This is a genomic window from Acinetobacter sp. GFQ9D191M (assembly GCF_011174875.1).
Lineage (GTDB): Bacteria > Pseudomonadota > Gammaproteobacteria > Pseudomonadales > Moraxellaceae > Acinetobacter.
Map to the genome: position 1 here is coordinate 1 of NZ_JAALGV010000118.1, position 15,786 is coordinate 15,786.

Genomic DNA, 15,786 nt, shown 5'->3' on the forward strand with positions numbered 1-15,786 from the left:
ATAATAGTGCGTAAGTCCTAACATATTTAAAGTTTCACTGTTTTACAAAAAGAGGATTATAGTCCGTGGATGTATAGTCCTCAATTGTTGATATTTCTGTTTTTTGAGCAGTTAATCGTGAATGACAGAACTATCTAACTAAGGAAATTGGAAAATTATTACGTGCTACTAGATTAGAACAAGGAATTACACAAGAATTCTTAGCACTCCAGTGTGGGATTGATCGAAGTTATTTAGGTCGAATTGAACGAGGTGAAGTTAACTTAACAGCGGAAAAACTTTATGAAATTGCATCAGCATTAAATGTTAATGTAAAGGATTTATTACCTTAAGATATTGAAATTTATATTTTATTGTAATAAATTTTAAAATCTACAAAGCAATCTAATGTTTTAAAGGTGATTGTATTTATGTTTTATAATGATTAAATATTTGACCACCATAACTAAAAAAAGCACTTAATGATCATTTTTTTGATCATTATAAGCACAAATAAAAACAGGGTAAAATGAATTCAACTGGAAATTCTTAAGCCATATTGAAGCAATAGCACTATGAAATTTAATGCATATACAACGCCCAGTGCTATGGGTCGCGAATTAGGCGAACGTTTAAAACGGGCACGATTGAATTTAGACCTAACTCAAGAAGAAGTTGCGCAGTCAGCAGGTATTAGCCGCTACACAGTCAAAATCTGGGAACAGGGAGATGGAAAGGTACAGGATTTAATGGCACTGCTCATTGCGTTGGACTGTACTGAGCAATTGGACAATTTATTAGTCCCTCAAATAATTTCACCAATTCAATTATTTAAACTTAGAGGAAAAATTCGTAGAAGAGCCTCTGGTACGAATCATGATGCAATAACAAGCCAAAGAAATAAAATAACTAAAGAAGATCTAGATTGGTAATAAAAATGACAGCATTAATTTAATTCTACACTGTTCCTATTCAGTGATGAGATCATTGATTTTTTTCATTACGCTCAATTAATTGAGCTTACATGCCTAAAAAATGGAAGAAGTCCATATTAGCTAACTTATGGATTCTTGATTTTATATGGACACTTATGGAGTATTGATCAATGTAAAGCCTTTTTGAGCGTTCATAACATTCTCCACAAATGTTTTGTTAATTTAGTTATAAGCTTTGTAAGCTAGTTTATATTTTGCACAAAGTGTGCCAATACATGTTACTAAATTATTTCTTATGAAATCAATATATTGTTTAACGAATTAAAATTGTTAAAAACTCACAAGGTAAATTTATGTAATTAAGTGACAAAAAGTGTCATTTTTTTCTATTTGATGTTTATATTTGTGGTCGAAATTAAGTGAGTTCGAATTTTTCAGATATTCTGATCAAATTACAAAATTATCTGTTTTTTGTTTATCATGTGCCAGACTTCTACCGCCTGATATTTCCATGAAATTCACGCTTGCACTGATCGCAGCAATCCTCATCTCCCTTGCATGGCTCATGCCTGTACATTACCGCCCCTGGGTCACCTATACTGGTGAGCTATATGCCTTTTTTTCGCTATTTGGATTAGCTGCAATTTGCTTAAAAGATAAATTAAAAATACCCGCCATAACCTTACCTTTGTTGCTACTCGCCTGTGTCCCGCTTATACATTTGCTAGCAGGACAGGTCTTTTTCTTTAGCACCGCTATGATGGGTTTTATTTTTGTCTTTAGCTTTTGGCTCGCAAGTGTGTTGGGTTATCACCTTTCAACCGGAAACTATAACCGGGAAGAAACTTTTACCAATCTTAGCTATGTGTTTTTAGCTTCAGGAACGATTACAGGCTTAATTGCTGTATGTCAGTGGATGAATCTGGATTCAATATTACCAGGTGTGGTTAATATCAGTGGTACTCAACGTCCCTATGCCAACTTTGCCCAGCCGAATAATATGGCGACTTTTTTAGTTATGACATTGATGAGTTGCCTTTATCTGTATGAAAAGAAAAAAATCCAGACCAAGTGGCTATTTTCATGTGCGGCAATCATTGTCGTTGGCGTGGCTTTAAGCCAGTCACGTACAGCATGGGTTGCTGCGATCGCGATCATATTGTATCTAGCATTCTATCAATATAAAGGGATTATTCGCCTGAAATGGTATTACAGCACAGCATGGTTCATCTTTTTTATTTCCTGTATTGTCGCTTTTCCATTGCTAAGTCAATTGGCGACTCAGGTCATGGATGCCCAGGTGGTACAAAGTCGTGATGTGGTATCACGTGCAACCGGTGACATGTCACGACTCGCCATCTGGCAGCAAATGTTAGCTGCAGTTCAGGCACAGCCATGGTTTGGATATGGCTGGTATCAGACCAGTGTTGCCTTTGTCTCGATCAGTGATACAGTGCAGGGTCCGGTCTGGATTCGCAGTGCACATAACTTAATTATTGATTTCTTGCTGTGGAATGGGCTGGTTATTGGTCTGCCTTTCTTAGCCTATTTCGGCTATTTGGGTTATCAGATGCAGCGATGGGTTAAGACCCCTGAGTCGGTCATTGGTATTTTAATGATTGGGACTTTTCTTACGCATGCCATGTTTGAGTTTCCACAGCATTATGCCTATTTCCTGTTGCCAGTAGGTTTTATTTTAGGTACTGTTCTAGCCCAAAATCCGAATATCAAAACCGTGACCTTACCCGCTATAGCAATGAAAATCATTTTTGGGTTTGGACTACTGTTATTGATCGTGATCTATCGGGATTATGATGTCGCTGTGCCAAAACTTGGTCAAAGTATTCGTTATGAGCAACAACCTGAGAAAATCACCAATCAACAGCCAATCTATTTATTAACAGAGTTTAATCATCGTATTGACTGGATTCGTCTTAATCCGTATAGCAAAGTATCCTCTGAACAGATTCAAGAGGGTGAGCAGATGGTATTAAGCTATCCAACTAAATATAATCTGATTAAATACGCCAAACTGCTAGCTTTTAATGGGTATAAAGATGAAGCCAGGCATCAGCTGCAACGTCTGAAGGTCATTCAAAAAACCGAACTCAGTTATGAGGAATTGATTCAGGATATGCCAAGATAAATTTCATATAAAAAAGCCAGCAATTGCTGGCTTTTTTATTGATTTATTCTAAGTTTAGAGCTGGCTTTGAATATAGTTTTCGATACCAATACTTTCAATCAGATCAAGCTGAGTTGTGGTCCAGTCCAGATATTCCTCTTCCTTTTCCAGAATTTCTCGCACCAAGTCACGAGTCACATAATCCATCTGTGTTTCTGCCAAAGCCACAGCCTGCTGAATGACTTCAATATTTTCTTTTACTTTACGTACATCACAATGCAGTACTTCTTGAGTATGCTGGCCAATATACAATTTGCCAAGATGTTGTAGGTTTGGTAAGCCTTCTAGAAATAAAATACGTTCAATAATTTTATCGGCATGCTTCATCTGGCGGATGGACTCTTTATATTCTGCCGAACCCAGTTTTTCAATGCCCCAGTCATTAAACATGCGTGAATGCAGGAAATACTGGTTAATTGCAGTTAGGTGGTGATACAACACCTGGTTCAGCTGATTAATTACATCACGATTGCCTTTCATCGTATCACTCCATATAGCCTGTTGACCCATTTATCGCTATGGGTTTTTGATTAACTTATCTTAAATCAATCGAGCGAGCAATGGCGAGTAATTTATTGAACTGCAAATGAAAATCGCAATCAAAAAGCTTCAGGTGAAATATAAAGCAATAAAAACCCGCCAGAGTCGGAGGCGGGGGAGGAGTAATGATACGAGACCATTGATTTTATAATTATCGTTATCCGCTTTAGGCAGCAACCGCTAGCCGTGCAGCAATCTGGGAAATTTCATCACTGATGATCATACGGGCTTCAGGAGCACAACGACCACAACACGTCCCTAGATCAAGCATTTCGCGTACATCACGGTAACTTTCGGCGCCATTTGCAATAGCATCTTTAATGTCTTGATCTGTAATGCCACGGCATAGACAAACGTACATAGGATACAACCACAGTGAATAAATAAGATAATAGATATTATTGATAATTGTTATCGTTTGTCAATAAAAATCATTTGAAAATGCTTTTTATAATGATTGATGATTTAGATAAAAAAATATCACTCAAGCAAAAATCCGATTATTGCTCGGGTTTTTGCTTGAGTGATTCATGATTGCAAACGAAATATAGAAGCTTAGGTGTTACATAAATTTTAAAAATTATTGCTGAATGATGACTACGCCATCCATCTCGACCAGAGCATCTTTCGGTAGGCTGGCAACACCGAGTGCTGCACGTGCTGGATAAGGCTGGGCAAAATATTCACCCATAATCTGATTCACCAGCTGGAAGTGCGATAAATCAGTCAGATAAATATTCAGTTTGGCGATGTCTGCCAGAGAGCCACCGGCCGCTTCGCAGACGGCTTTTAAATTATCGAATACACGGCGAATCTGTGCTTCAATGCCTTCAACCAGTTCCATGCTGTATGGATCTAAACCTATTTGACCAGATAGATACAGGGTATCGCCCACAAGAATGGCTTGCGAATAGGTGCCAATGGCAGCAGGGGCATTTTCAGTATGGATTACTTGGCGGAACATTAATTTCTCCTTTTATCAAATGGAGCGTAAAACTCTGTCCTTCAGGGCAGAGATATAAGCGATACGACATAAAATGTCGTTGAATTTTTTAAAATCAACACCTTTAATTTAACATGATCTAAAATAAGCTCATGAAAACACTTAAATTACGCATAAAAGACAAACATTGCAAGGTGCTAGACCAATTAGCATCTGAGGTGAACTTTGTTTGGAATTATGTGAATGATTTGAGTTTCAAACACCTGAAAAGAACAGGTGACTTTTTCTCAGCATTTGATATGACTCAATACACAAAAGGAACTTCAAAATTGTGTGGTTTGCATAGTCAAACAGTGCAAGGGATAACAGAAGAATATGTTGATAAAAGAAGACAACACAAGAAAGCAAAGCTGAAATGGCGTGTGAGTAACAAGAAGTCAGCAAGACGTTCGCTTGGTTGGATACCATTTAAAAAAGTAGCGATTAAATATGCTGATGGATATGTGCAATACGGCAAGCAGAAATTTAAGCTATGGGATAGCTACGGCATAAGTAAATACAGCGTGAGAACAGGCTCATTCGTTGAGGATAGTCGTGGGCGCTGGTATGTGTGTCTTGTTGTGGACTCACCTAAACAAGACAAACCAACGGCAACTAAAGCGATTGGTATTGATCTTGGTCTAAAAGACGTTGCCACCTGCTCAGATGGTACTGTAATTTCAAATCCTAAGTTTTACCGTAATTACGAGCAGAAATTAGGGATTGCTCAAAGAGCAAGAAATAAAAAACGTGTACGTGCATTACACGCTAAAATTGCCAATTGTCGTAAAGACCATTTGCATAAAGCAAGCACTCTGCTTGTGAAAGAAAATGCACTGATTGTTGTAGGTGACTTAAGTGCGAGCAAACTTGTAAAAACCAAGATGGCGAAATCTGTTTTGGACACAGGATTTTCAGCACTGAAAACAATGCTCAAGTATAAATGCGAGAACGCAGGGGTATTATTTGAGGAAGTCAGTGAGAAATTCACAACCCAAATCTGTTCGTGCTGCGGTGAAATCACCTCTAGCAGTCCCAAAGGTAGAACAGATTTGCGAATAAGAGTATGGGAATGTGAGTGTGGAAGTATAAATCATCGTGATTTAAATTCCGCTAAGAACATACTTGCGCTTGGGCATGAGCGTCTAGCAGTAGGAATCCGCTTGCTTTAGCTGGAGGATGTCAACATCAACATACATCATATTAGATCAATTCAACTGACAAAAGCATTATCGTTTTAAATGATTAACTGGCTTTAGAGGTTTCAGCAATATTGAGCGGTTGTTCTAAGCGGGTAATACGTGGAAAACCAAAATGCATGCGTAAATCACGAATAATCTTGGCAATCTGTTTACGGTTATGCACCACAATATTTACATAAGTTTTGCCATCATAATTACGCACCATCTCTACACCTGTATGGCCTTTACGACATTGATAAATCAGATCGGAAATCTGTTCATCGTCCATGGCCTGATCAATACAGAGATAGGCAGTAAAGCTGACATCATCCAGATCTTCAGTCGTCCATTGTAGAGGCATAATATTTTCAGGATGCATATGTTGTTCCTGCAATAAATTATGGCAACGGGCACGATGTACAATTAGGCCACGACGAGTCAGATGACCTTGAATTGGATCACCAAGTACCGGGTTGCAGCAATGTGCGTATTTAACATCTACACCTTCTGTACCCTGAATAAGACGACCTGAACTATTCGCATTTTGATGCTGGTCATGTGCAAATAAATGGTTAGCAACCAGTTGTGGTAATAAGTCACCTACAGCAATCTGTTCAAATAGTTGCTCTTTAGTGGGAACATGACGCCATTCCAGTACATTTTTCCAGTCAGCTTCGGTCAGATCGAGAATAGAACACTGGAAAAGTTTTAAGGCACGGTTGAGGGCCTGTTGACCCACAAGGCGCTGTTCTTCAATGTCTTGATCGCGCAGGATATTCTGAATCGCGCGACGGGCTTTTTGGGTGTTAATAAAACTGAGCCAGTCCGGGTTTGGGGTTGCAAGAACATCAGTGATAACTTCAACGACCTGACCACTCAATAATGGCGTAGAAAGCGGTTTGGTTTCACCATTAATTTTAGCGCCAATAGCGTGGTTACCCAGGAACAGGCTGGCAGCATAGGCAAAATCAACTGCAGTCGCACCTTGCGGTAATTCATGCAGATGACCGTGAGGGGTATAAACCCAAATTTTTTCCTGATGCAAATAATCCAGTAATTCGCTGAACGTAGTTTTGGCGCATTCACCATCAACCAATACGTTCAGATTTTGCATGGATGCTTGAATGGCAGAGCGACAGGCTTGAGGGGCATTTTCACCAAGTACGACGCCAAAGCGTGCAGCTTTACGCATCAGTTCAGTTTGAATAGTTAGCGATAAAGTAGTCTTTTCGCCTTTTAAGCGCATGGTTAAAGACTGGTTGCCGCCTGGAAGGGGACGGCGAATATTGTCCTGATAATTTTGAACCGTAAAACTTTCAGTCAGGATATCGGCAAGGCGGTCACAATCGGCAATACTCTGTAAGATAATTTCAAATGCGTGGCTATGTGTAAGTTCCTGCAGATCAATATCATTTTTTACAAAATGGCGTAATAGCTCGATATTATTGTTTTTCTTTTTAACCCGGCCTTCAATGGCATATTGCTGTAGTAATTCGTTAAGTTTCTGTTCCCACTTGGCCTGATATTCACAGCGTTTAGGCTTGGTTTCTAAAAGGGCAGCCTGGACATCATTATACATATCCAGATCCAGATTCTGATAACAGAGATGTTCTAGATTATCTGCCATTTCGTTCATGCCGACCAAGCGTGCCATTGGAACGAAAATTTCAAAGGTTTCACGGGCAATACGAGCACGTTTATCCGGGCGTAATGCTTCCAACGTAGTCATGTTGTGATAGCGATCTGCCAGTTTCACAATAATGACACGTGGATCCTGTAAAGTCGCTTGCAGAATTTTACGGAAAGAGGCTGCTTTATTATATTCTTTATCACTGGAATGGCTGAGCTTGGTGACACCATCAACCAGCTCTGCAACCGTGCTGCCAAATTTTTCAGTAATGTCATTTTTATTGAAGTCGGTATCTTCAATGACATCATGCAGCAGCGCTGCCATTAAGGTTTCAGTATCCAGACGCATATGGGCCAGAATACAGCTCACCGCGATAGGGTGCAGAATATAAGGTTCACCACTTTTACGGGTAATGCCATCATGGGCAATATCGGCATAATCACAGGCCGCAAGCACACGTTCGACATCGCTTTCACTTAAGTACGCGTCGATGATGATTTTTAACTGTTGCTTAGCTTCACTGACCTGTGGGCCTGGCATAAAACACCTTTAAAACTGGATTTTTTAACAAATAAAACAGAAAAAGCTCGTATGAAATGTATAACATAAAGTGGGTCAGTTTTTTCATATCAACAAGTGAAAAATTTATACTGACTTTAGAGCTAACCCTTATGTTATAACCGTTCTGCGCAAAATATAAAAGTCACAGGACAAAAAAAGCCTAGTTTAAAACTAGGCTTTTCGGAATGGTTTATTCTTATTGGAAAGAAAAACCATCTAAATTTAGATTATTTGCAGAAAGAGCAAGGTCTAAACTTGAAGTTTGATAATCTTGATCACGTTGTTTCAAAATATCTTTTGATACATGACCTGCAGCGATTTCACGTAAAGCAACTACAGTCGGTTTGTCATTGTCCCATTCCACAGTTGGTTCAATGCCTTGACGTGCCAATTGACGCGCGCGTTTGCTTGCCACTAGTACAAGCTCAAAGCGGTTGTCTACATGGTCTAAACAATCTTCAACGGTTACGCGTGCCATAAGAATTCTCGTTTTGAATAGTAAATTTCAACAGACTGCACAGTATAAAATGCTTTGTCTGGAGACTCAAGTTTTAATCACTGTTCGCTTGGAGTAATTAGAGCCTGGATCAGTTTTTCATGGCGGGTCGCTTGCTGGGAAAGGACCAGTCGATTAGCAATAATCACAGATTCAAGATCATGCAATGCCTTATTAAAGTCATCATTGATAATGACATAATCAAAGTTGACGTACTGCTGCATGTCTTCGACTGCACAGCTAAGACGGTGTTCAATCACTTCAACAGAGTCTGTACCACGGTTGGAAAGACGCTGACGCAAATCGAACTGACTTGGCGGAAGAATGAAAATCTGTTTAGATTCAGGAAAAAGTCGACGAACTTGTTGTGCACCTTGCCAGTCAATTTCAAGTAGTACATCATGACCTTTAGCAAGTTGTTCTTTTACAGTCGCTTGTGCTGTGCCGTAATAATTACCAAAGACTTCGGCATATTCAATAAAACCACCTTCCTCGACCAGGTTTAAAAAGTCTTCTTTAGTCGAGAAATGATAATGTACGCCATCGAGTTCGCCAGGTCGTTGACCGCGTGTCGTATGAGAAACAGAAACATGAAGATTGTTGACGCGTTCAAGTAATGCTTTAACGAGGGATGTTTTGCCCGTTCCAGACGCTGCAGAAACGACAAACAAGAGACCCGACATGATATTTTTCCTGATATGATAAAATATCTTCTCTATTTTAGAGTAGACCGGCTTTAAACTAAATAGTTGTACGTCGATTGTTTTACATTTATTTGAATTGTAGCGCCATAAATTGAGTGAGTATTGAGGATTTCTATGGAAATTGTTTTAGCTAACCCGCGTGGTTTCTGTGCCGGTGTGGATCGTGCCATTGCGATCGTGAACCGTGCCCTAGAATGCTTTAATCCACCCATTTATGTGCGTCATGAAGTGGTCCACAATAAATTTGTGGTTGATGACTTACGTCAGCGTGGTGCAATCTTTGTCGATGAGCTAGATGAAGTTCCGGATGACAATATCGTGATTTTTAGTGCACATGGCGTGTCTAAAGCTGTACAGCAGGAAGCCGAACGCCGTGGTTTAAAAGTTTTTGATGCGACCTGTCCATTGGTCACTAAAGTACATATTGAAGTGACTAAATATGCCCGTGAGGGAGTGGAGGCGATTCTGATTGGTCATGAGGGGCACCCAGAAGTTGAAGGCACCATGGGGCAATATGATAAAAATAATGGTGGTGACATTTATCTGGTCGAAGATGAAGAGGATGTTGCAGCTTTAACTGTGCGTAATCCTGAAAAAGTCGCTTTTGTAACCCAAACGACTTTGTCGATTGACGATACAGCGAAAGTCATTGATGCGCTTCGCAAAAAATTTCCGAATATTCAAGGTCCACGCAAAGATGATATTTGCTATGCGACACAAAACCGTCAGGATGCAGTACGTGATTTAGCTGCACGTTGTGATGTCGTGCTGGTTGTAGGATCACCGAATTCATCGAATTCAAATCGCTTGCGCGAACTCGCGGAACGTATGGGTAAAGCGGCCTATCTGGTCGATAATGCAGATGAGCTTAAGCAGGAATGGTTTACCAATATTTCTAAAATTGGGGTAACTGCAGGTGCTTCCGCCCCGGAAATTTTAATTAAGCAGGTGATTCAGCGTTTACAGGATTGGGGCGCACAGGCACCACATGAGCTGGATGGGCGAGAAGAGAATATTACTTTCAGCTTACCGAAAGAGTTACGTATTCCTGTAACACAGGCTTAAATTGTTAACTATTTAACAATTTATTTTTTATTAAAAATTAAACAGATAGCTATAATATGAAAGTTGGGTTCAAGTGCCGCGAGTAGTAACCTAGTATATCAAGCAAACAAAATAGCAGACCTAAATACCACTGGTAAATCTCCAAGACGTTTCTATGAGGCTCCTACCTTTACCATTCATAAAGATGATAACGGTAAACGCTTTGCAATGGTGACCTTGGCTTCAGGTGATCGTAGTAGTCCATTAGACACGGGCACGTCTTATCCTCAAGATTATGTTGTTGCAATTAAAGATGATACTGTGACGTCTAGTCCAATAGGTACTCCTACATTAATTACCCTAGATTCGATGCACGATATAAGTGGTACTGGTAGCTTTAATAAAGGTACTCATAAAGGCTGGTTTTTTCCAATGCCTAAAGTAGGTAAAGATGCGAAGCATCAAGTAAGAGCAATGGAAGAAGGTATAGCATTAGACAATGATTTGTACTATTCACTTTTTAATCCTGATGAAAGTACTGCTAAAGATGGGGATGCAACAGAATGTACTGGCGGGATTGTAGGTAGTAGTTCAGCTTACAAATTTTGCCTGCCTTATGGTGATAAAACTTGTTTTGGAACGACTACATCCACCAACCCTGAGAAAATTGGAGATTTAGGTTCAGGTATTATAGGTTTAACATTTGGTACTGGTCGCTCAACAGCTACTAATAGAACCTTAATTTTTAATAAGGATATTGATCCTAAGCCACCAGAATATACGGTGTCTGACAAATTGATACCTAAACGATGGTTTGAATATTTACCATTTAATTCTGGTGGTGACTAATGATGAAAAGTATTAAAGGATTCACTTTAATAGAGCTCATGATCGTTGTTGTCATCTTGGCAATTGTGGCAGCTATAGCGCTGCCCAGCTATCAAGCTTATGTGCGTAAAGGTAATGAAAAGCTTGCATTACAACAAATTGCTGATCTGAGTCTTGAGCTTGAGAAAGAGAAGTCACGTAACTTTAGTTATGAAGGTATGAATGGAAAAAGTGTGACAGCAAATGCAGGAACAAAACATGTTTATACAACTACTGTCACTTCAGAGTTAAGAAAATGGTCAATAAAGTCTTGTATTAATCAGGCCTTAGATGATTCAAGTTTATATAAAAATTATGCATCGAATAGTCAGGGGGCAACATGTGAATGGTCTGATACTTCTTGTACAGTACCAGTTAATTGCCAATGAGGAGTCAAATGAAATCATATAAACAAGGTTTTACGCTCATTGAATTAATGATTGTTGTGATCATAATTGGTATTTTGGCTGCAATTGCTTATCCAAGCTATACGGGTTACCAAGAAAGAACCAAACGCGTTGAAGCTCAAAGTGTGATGTTAGATATTGCGCAACAGTTATCAGCATACAAAGTTGCACACGGAAGTTATAAAGATGCATCGACAGCAGCATTTATTACAACGAATGTACCCGATGACGTAAAGAATAATTATGCTCTAGGTTTAGTGCTTGCCAATAATGATCAGACATGGACACTCACAGCAACTCCGGTGCCTACTGGAAAATTACAAGGTACTGGTGCAATAACGTTAGATAGCACAGGCAAACAGTGCTGGGAGAAAACTTCCGGTGCATGTGAGCCATGGGACGGTAAATAAACCCAAAATTGTAGCCAATCAATTTTTGATCTTTCATTCAGAGCAAACTTCGCGTAAAATATTGCCCTCTATGAAAGGGGTTTGAAGTGTTCCGGTGGTCGGTACATGAATAATCCGTAAAAACTATAAGGTTCTATCATGGTTGTTATTCGTCTTGCACGCGGTGGTGCTAAAAAACGTCCGTTCTATCAAATCATTGTGACTGATAGCCGTAATGCACGTGACGGTCGTTTCATCGAACGTATCGGTTTCTTCAACCCTACAGCTCAAGGTAAAGCAGAAAAACTTCGTTTAGATGCTGACCGTTTTGCTCACTGGGTTTCTCAAGGTGCTCAACCTTCTGAACGTGTTGCTTCTCTAGCTGCTCAAGCTAAGAAAGCTGCAGCTGCTGCTTAATTTTAAGGTAGCAGGTAGCCCATGACACCAACACAGAATGTTCCCGAAGATCGTATTCAGATTGGACAGTTACGTTCAGCATATGGATTAAATGGGTGGCTCTGGGTTTATTCCAATACAGAACCTATGAGCAACATATTTGACTACCTTCCTTGGTACATTGAGACCAAAGCAGGATGGCAAATTGTCGATGTAAAACGTTGGAAACCGCATGGCAAGGGCTTGGTTGTTTCGTTGAAGGGTGTGAGTGATCGCACCGCAGCGGACGGTCTGGTTGGTGCTAATGTCTGGATCTCTAAATCGCAACTGCCTCAACCAGGCGTGGATGAGTATTACTGGTCTGATTTGAAAGGTCTAACTGTGTTAGGTCTGGATGAAGAAGAACAGGAAGTGAATCTCGGTCAAATCCATGAAATGTTTGAAACAGGTGCCAATGACGTGATGGTAGTTCGCGCTACTGCTGATAGCGTTGATGGCGAAGAGCGAATGATTCCATGGCATAAAGATGTGGTACAGCGGGTTGATCTCGAAGCTGGTCGTATCTACGTAAATTGGGGCGTAGATTATTAATCCTTAAAAAGGGTTAACACAGCAGGAAAATGAGGAGTCTGCGGTGTTCTTTGCAGTCATTACGCTTTTTCCTGAAATGTTTGAAGCGATTACAGCCTACGGTATTAGCGGGCGCGCAGCAAAACGTGATTTGATGCAAATTCATTGTATTAATCCACGAGAATTTGCTGAAGGGAACTATAAACGGGTGGATGAACGTCCATTTGGTGGTGGTCCCGGTATGGTGATGATGGCTGAGCCATTAGCGAAAGCAATTCATCGTGCCAAAGAGCTTGCAGCGCAAGCGGGTGCAGTTAACGTTCCTGTGGTGTATATGTCACCACAAGGAAAAACCTTAAATGAACCTGCGGTACAGGACTTCGTAAACTATGACGGATTGATTGTACTTTGTGGTCGTTACGAAGGTGTCGATGAACGTTTGATCCAGAAATATGTTGATCAGGAATGGTCGATTGGAGATTACGTATTATCGGGTGGCGAGCTCCCTGCGATGGTTTTATTGGACAGTATTATCCGGAGACTTCCGGGTGCAATGTCAGATGAACAATCACACGTGCAAGACTCATTTGTGGATGGCCTTCTAGACTGCCCACAATATACCAAGCCAGACCATTTTGAAGGGATGGATGTGCCAGATATTTTGAAATCGGGACATCATGCCAATATTGAGAAATGGCGGTTTTTGCAGCGATATCAGCGTACTTTGGAACGCCGACCTGAGTTGGTGGAAAAAGTTGAACTGACCAAGCAGCAAAAGAAATGGCTAAAAGATTTAAAAAGTGGCAACAACTAAACCTGTTGTCCAAATCTGTATTTAAGCAATGTTGTTTAAATACTTAAAATAGGCTCTTTATGCATTGAAGCGGTCAAGCATAAAGGGAAAGTCAATCGGGTGTATGCGATTCAGCCTCTATACCCAGCGATAATCAGACCTCTTCTGACTCGCACATATTGGAGATACCCCATGAGCGGTAAGCATCCTTTAGTACAAGCTGTTGAAAATGCTCAGCTTAAACAAGACATCCCAGCTTTTGCACCAGGTGACACAGTAGTTGTCCAAGTAAAAGTAAAAGAAGGCGACCGTGAACGTCTACAAGCGTTCGAAGGCGTTGTCATTGCTAAGAAAAACCGTGGTCTGAACTCTGCGTTCACAGTACGTAAAATTTCTAGCGGTGTTGGCGTTGAGCGTGTATTCCAAACTCACTCTCCAATCGTTGCTAAAATCGAAGTGAAACGTCGTGGTGACGTTCGTCGTGCTAAACTTTACTACCTACGTGAATTGTCTGGTAAAGCTGCACGTATTCGTGAAAAATTGCCAGCTCGTAAACAAGGTTAATTTTAGCCTTGCTTTTAAGCAAAAAAATGCGCCTTTGGGCGCATTTTTTATGCCTGATTTTTATTTGGATTTATTCGAAATGTTCCTGCAAAGGCAAGATCATGGCATCCAAAATATCCAAGAAAATTTTATGAATAAACATCAGGAATAATACAAAATATCCCCAAGACTGGAATCCTGCATTAAAAAGTTGAATGCAAATAAAACATTGTGTGATAGCCAGTAAAATACTGATCCATACATTTGCGATAATATGTCGATGACAAGAGGGACAATAATAAGGCTCATATTTTTTAAATTGAAAAGGATTAATCACTTTTCGTTTGCAACAGGGGCAGGTTCTTTTAAATCTGTTTTTGATTTCTATAGAAGGTATCTGCATTTATTTTATTTCACAGTTCTTTTTATATTTGATGAATATTTTATATGCAGTTTAATCATGATTAACAAGTAAATTTTAAGAAAAAATTTAGCGAAAAATAAGATGGAAAAAGCCTCTGGATGAGTAGAGGCTTGTGTAGCTCTATAAACCTTGCAGTTTTAAGCGGTTGGCATGCTGGCGATAAACATCGACTGGGTCTGGAGCAAAGACATTTTTTAACCCGAGTAACTGGTTCACTTCGTCCAGGTGGTTCCAGTTGTAGTTATCCCGAATGGTTTTACCGAATTTGGCACTACAGCGGGAGACCAGACCATCATTTTCCTTGCCGCCATCAATGAGCAGGGCTGTAACTTTGAGTGCTGAATCAGGATCGAGCGGGTTGGTAACTTGGCCTACACCTGTGAATGAATAGTTGTAGATACCTTTTTGTTGATATGCACCTTCACCACAGGTGGTAGTCGGCATACCAATGGGATATCTCTGATTAAAGTTCGCAGAGCCCAATGCCGTTAAACTGCTGCCACCCGCAAGTGAATCATGCGGATAAGAGTTTGGGTCCAGGCCTTGAGCCCAGGTAATGGCTTTAGAAACCAGATTTATTGTGCCGACCAGTGGCGCTTCAATAGCAGTCCCTTCAGCTTTTAGAATCAGGTCTGCAACCGGTGAACCTTTGTGCGGTGCACCTACTGTGGTTAATGAAGCCACCAGTTTAGGTTCTGAACCGGCCACATAACGAATTGTTGGGCCACCATGTGAGTGTCCGATCAGATTAACTTTATCTGCTCCGGTAATTGCGGCAATTTCCTTGACCTGCTCCAAAAGTTGTTCACCGCGAATTTCAGATGAGTTAAAAGGGGAGACTCGCGTTGCCCAAACATTCGCACCATTACGGGCCAGATCAGGTAAAATCTGATACCAATAGTCCAGTCCAAACTGCTCAGTGCCAACCCGAATGAAACCCGCCATGCCGTGTGAAAATACAATCGGATATTTGGTTTTGGCATATTGTGAACTGGCTTTCGCCGTCACCTGACTGGCCTGGGTAGAGGCATGAGCCGTAAAGCAGGCCGCTGCCATGAGCAGACCTGTCGTTAATACTCCATATTTCATCATTATTTCCTCATTCTTGTTGTTGTGTTAAGGCGATCCTCGCCATAATGTGGGGAATAGCCAGCTGAAAA

19 protein-coding genes are annotated in these 15,786 nt (G+C 40.4%); 12 read left to right on the forward strand and 7 right to left on the reverse strand.

The window, feature by feature from the left end; genetic code table 11:
* Positions 1-146 precede the first annotated feature (146 nt).
* The 3 genes from G5T77_RS15030 to G5T77_RS15040 all read left to right on the forward strand — a co-directional run bounded on the left by G5T77_RS15030 (position 147) and on the right by G5T77_RS15040 (position 3,060).
* The gene (locus G5T77_RS15030; protein WP_166138027.1) at positions 147-332 is read left to right on the forward strand and encodes a helix-turn-helix transcriptional regulator; all 186 of its coding nucleotides are present in this window, start codon (positions 147-149) and stop codon (positions 330-332) included.
* A gap of 222 nt (positions 333-554) precedes the next feature.
* Positions 555-911 (forward strand): helix-turn-helix transcriptional regulator, encoded by a 357-nt coding sequence (locus G5T77_RS15035; RefSeq protein WP_166138018.1) that lies wholly within the window; start codon positions 555-557, stop codon positions 909-911.
* Between the two features lie 514 nt (positions 912-1,425).
* Entirely contained in the window at positions 1,426-3,060 is a 1,635-nt protein-coding gene (locus tag G5T77_RS15040; protein ID WP_166138015.1) for an O-antigen ligase family protein, read from the forward strand.
* A 54-nt stretch (positions 3,061-3,114) separates the two neighbouring features.
* Here G5T77_RS15040 and bfr read toward each other — a convergent pair whose 3' ends face one another.
* The 3 genes from bfr to G5T77_RS15055 form a co-directional block, all read right to left on the reverse strand.
* The gene (gene bfr / locus G5T77_RS15045; RefSeq protein WP_034705394.1) at positions 3,115-3,579 is read right to left on the reverse strand and encodes a bacterioferritin; all 465 of its coding nucleotides are present in this window, start codon (positions 3,577-3,579) and stop codon (positions 3,115-3,117) included.
* Positions 3,580-3,805: 226 nt separating this feature from the next.
* Positions 3,806-4,000: a bacterioferritin-associated ferredoxin gene (locus G5T77_RS15050; RefSeq protein ID WP_004787097.1), complete on the reverse strand. Its 195-nt coding sequence runs from the start codon at positions 3,998-4,000 to the stop codon at positions 3,806-3,808.
* 219 nt (positions 4,001-4,219) lie between these two features.
* Positions 4,220-4,603 (reverse strand): RidA family protein, encoded by a 384-nt coding sequence (locus G5T77_RS15055; protein ID WP_004787096.1) that lies wholly within the window; start codon positions 4,601-4,603, stop codon positions 4,220-4,222.
* 131 nt (positions 4,604-4,734) lie between these two features.
* Between G5T77_RS15055 and G5T77_RS15060 the strand changes: the two genes are divergently transcribed.
* Complete coding sequence (locus tag G5T77_RS15060) at positions 4,735-5,793, forward strand: RNA-guided endonuclease TnpB family protein (RefSeq protein WP_004787095.1); 1,059 nt, start codon at positions 4,735-4,737, stop codon at positions 5,791-5,793.
* A 73-nt stretch (positions 5,794-5,866) separates the two neighbouring features.
* Here the strand turns inward: G5T77_RS15060 and G5T77_RS15065 are convergent, their stop codons facing one another.
* The 3 genes from G5T77_RS15065 to gmk form a co-directional block, all read right to left on the reverse strand.
* Positions 5,867-7,972 (reverse strand): HD domain-containing protein, encoded by a 2,106-nt coding sequence (locus G5T77_RS15065; RefSeq protein WP_166138012.1) that lies wholly within the window; start codon positions 7,970-7,972, stop codon positions 5,867-5,869.
* Between the two features lie 217 nt (positions 7,973-8,189).
* A complete protein-coding gene (gene rpoZ, locus G5T77_RS15070) occupies positions 8,190-8,471 on the reverse strand; it encodes a DNA-directed RNA polymerase subunit omega (protein WP_004650579.1) in 282 nt (93 codons plus the stop codon).
* 77 nt (positions 8,472-8,548) lie between these two features.
* The gene (gmk, locus tag G5T77_RS15075) at positions 8,549-9,172 is read right to left on the reverse strand and encodes a guanylate kinase (protein ID WP_004787090.1); all 624 of its coding nucleotides are present in this window, start codon (positions 9,170-9,172) and stop codon (positions 8,549-8,551) included.
* Positions 9,173-9,307: 135 nt separating this feature from the next.
* Between gmk and ispH the strand changes: the two genes are divergently transcribed.
* From ispH to rplS, 8 genes are all read left to right on the forward strand, one after another.
* The gene (ispH, locus tag G5T77_RS15080) at positions 9,308-10,258 is read left to right on the forward strand and encodes a 4-hydroxy-3-methylbut-2-enyl diphosphate reductase (RefSeq protein WP_034705389.1); all 951 of its coding nucleotides are present in this window, start codon (positions 9,308-9,310) and stop codon (positions 10,256-10,258) included.
* Positions 10,259-10,321: 63 nt separating this feature from the next.
* The gene (locus G5T77_RS15085; protein ID WP_034705386.1) at positions 10,322-11,086 is read left to right on the forward strand and encodes a hypothetical protein; all 765 of its coding nucleotides are present in this window, start codon (positions 10,322-10,324) and stop codon (positions 11,084-11,086) included.
* A complete protein-coding gene (locus G5T77_RS15090) occupies positions 11,086-11,493 on the forward strand; it encodes a prepilin-type N-terminal cleavage/methylation domain-containing protein (protein WP_125279636.1) in 408 nt (135 codons plus the stop codon). The genes G5T77_RS15085 and G5T77_RS15090 overlap by 1 nt, the downstream gene beginning before the upstream one ends.
* An 8-nt stretch (positions 11,494-11,501) precedes the next feature.
* On the forward strand, positions 11,502-11,921 hold the full coding sequence (locus G5T77_RS15095) for a type IV pilin protein (protein ID WP_166138009.1): 420 nt from the start codon (positions 11,502-11,504) through the stop codon (positions 11,919-11,921).
* Positions 11,922-12,059: 138 nt separating this feature from the next.
* Positions 12,060-12,317: a 30S ribosomal protein S16 gene (rpsP, locus tag G5T77_RS15100; RefSeq protein WP_004826436.1), complete on the forward strand. Its 258-nt coding sequence runs from the start codon at positions 12,060-12,062 to the stop codon at positions 12,315-12,317.
* 21 nt (positions 12,318-12,338) lie between these two features.
* Positions 12,339-12,887 carry a ribosome maturation factor RimM gene (gene rimM / locus G5T77_RS15105; protein WP_004787070.1) on the forward strand — a complete coding sequence of 183 codons (549 nt, stop codon included), beginning with the start codon at positions 12,339-12,341 and terminating at the stop codon, positions 12,885-12,887.
* A 43-nt stretch (positions 12,888-12,930) separates the two neighbouring features.
* Complete coding sequence (gene trmD / locus G5T77_RS15110; RefSeq protein WP_034704491.1) at positions 12,931-13,680, forward strand: tRNA (guanosine(37)-N1)-methyltransferase TrmD; 750 nt, start codon at positions 12,931-12,933, stop codon at positions 13,678-13,680.
* Positions 13,681-13,851: 171 nt separating this feature from the next.
* A complete protein-coding gene (rplS, locus tag G5T77_RS15115) occupies positions 13,852-14,223 on the forward strand; it encodes a 50S ribosomal protein L19 (RefSeq protein WP_004787066.1) in 372 nt (123 codons plus the stop codon).
* A gap of 523 nt (positions 14,224-14,746) precedes the next feature.
* On the opposite strand, the gene G5T77_RS15120 is transcribed toward rplS, so the two are convergent.
* A complete protein-coding gene (locus G5T77_RS15120) occupies positions 14,747-15,715 on the reverse strand; it encodes a triacylglycerol lipase (RefSeq protein WP_166138024.1) in 969 nt (322 codons plus the stop codon).
* Positions 15,716-15,786: the final 71 nt, after the last annotated feature.